Source organism: Sulfitobacter sp. PR48, from assembly GCF_028807335.1.
Lineage (GTDB): Bacteria > Pseudomonadota > Alphaproteobacteria > Rhodobacterales > Rhodobacteraceae > Sulfitobacter.
The window spans coordinates 1-1,558 of sequence record NZ_JARAMM010000062.1 but is presented as its reverse complement, the minus strand read 5'-3'; the positions used below and the strand labels follow the sequence as shown (position 1 = coordinate 1,558).

At 56.9% G+C, this 1,558-nt stretch carries 1 protein-coding gene; it reads right to left on the bottom strand.

The window, feature by feature from the left end; translation table 11 throughout:
• Positions 1–374 precede the first annotated feature (374 nt).
• On the bottom strand, positions 375–1,406 hold the full coding sequence (locus PVW51_RS24205; RefSeq protein WP_133358549.1) for an IS110 family transposase: 1,032 nt from the start codon (positions 1,404–1,406) through the stop codon (positions 375–377).
• Between the last annotated feature and the right edge of the window lie 152 nt (positions 1,407–1,558).

Here is a 1,558-nt window from a genome sequence, read left to right as displayed (position 1 = left end):
CTTCCGTAATGGGGCGGGCCTCTGTCAAGGGTTTCGGGCAAGTCACAAATTCCGGCGAAGATCTCATTCCTCACCAGGTTTAAGACACAAATTCAAAAGCTTACTTTTTCTTTTTCACTGCATCCGCACGTCAGGACTGAGGGACACCCCCTACCCGGGCTTCGTTCTTCCGTCCGTAGTCAGCCTCAAAGCTGCCACTCTATGCCTGGTCCAAATCTGGTCCTGGGTGCCCATCTTTCCCGCGTATTCAGCAGTTGCTGATAACTTGCGGGCCTCCGGCATCTCCAGGAACCTCGTCCCGGCAAGGGACCTCGTCGTACCTGTCGTCAGGTGCAGTGCGTTCCTCCGTCTAACCAGGTCTGGAATTATTTTGCTCAGGCCGTTGCCGTAGGGCTCTGTGCATAGCGGAACGGTGTGCCGTCCCGCCACATGCGGTGCAAAACAACCCCAATGCGCCGAGCGAGTGCTATCAAGGCCCGTTTCGATCCACGCCTATGTGCCACTCTGAGTGCCCAGGCCTGAAGCCAGTTTGGTGCTCCGCGGTGCATCAGGATCATCGCCGCCTGATACAACGCGGTTCGAAGCCCGCGATCACCGGCTCGCGTGATTTGTCCAACGATGTCCATCTCTCCGGATTGCGTGCGCCTTGGCGTAAGCCCCGCCCACGGTCCGACATCCTTCGACCGCGCAAAGCGGGTCGGATCATCAATGGCAGATTTGACTGTCAGGGCGACGATCGGACCGACACCCGGCATCGTCATCATCAAACGGCAAACATCGTCGTGTTTTGCCAGACCCGCGATTTTGGCATCCAAGTCAGCCAACTCGGCGCGCAACTGGGAACGCGCGCGCAGAAGAGCCTCAGTCGACGCGGACAGGATCTCATTCTGCTCAACCAGTTCCCGCACCCGGGCCTCGTACCTAATCCGGGTGACATGCCCCAGCTTCATGCCAAAGTTTCGCAGAACACCCCGCATCGAAAGCTCAAGGTTGATGATGGCCTGCTGAACTGACTTGCGCGCCGTCAGCAGCGCGCGGATTTCCTGGGAGGACACAGATTTGCGGTGCACGGGCCTGTACCATCCCATTTGAAGCAAGCGCGCAATGCCCTGGGCATCGCGCCTGTCGGTCTTGATCGGCATGGCTTTCAAGGCTGCCTTCACCAATCGTGTTTCCATCATGACCACGTCAAAGCCAGCTTCTTCCATTCCCTTGCTCAGCCATTGGGACAAAGGTCCGGCTTCGAGCCCGATCGCATCGATCGAATATGACAATGACGCTATTGCACGTACCAATGCCTCAGGCTCGCTCTCCGCCTGTAATTCTTCAACAATCCTCCCCTGTGGCCCCAGCACACAAATCGCCGTGCTTGCCAGAGATACATCCAATCCGATAAATACATTCATGTCGTTGCCCTTCTATTCTTAGGAATTGAGGCGCATGGAAACATACGACCTCGTAGACGCGCTGCAGGCGCATCAAGGGCAACGGCACTCCACATCATGCTGACAAACAAGCGAAACATGTCCGATTCGCCGACAGCCCCATTACGGCATCT

What these genes read in the sequence shown, in the direction of transcription:
- PVW51_RS24205 (WP_133358549.1), bottom strand. Translation starts at nt 1,406, where the DNA reads ATGAATGTATTTATCGGATTGGATGTATCTCTGGCAAGCACGGCGATT.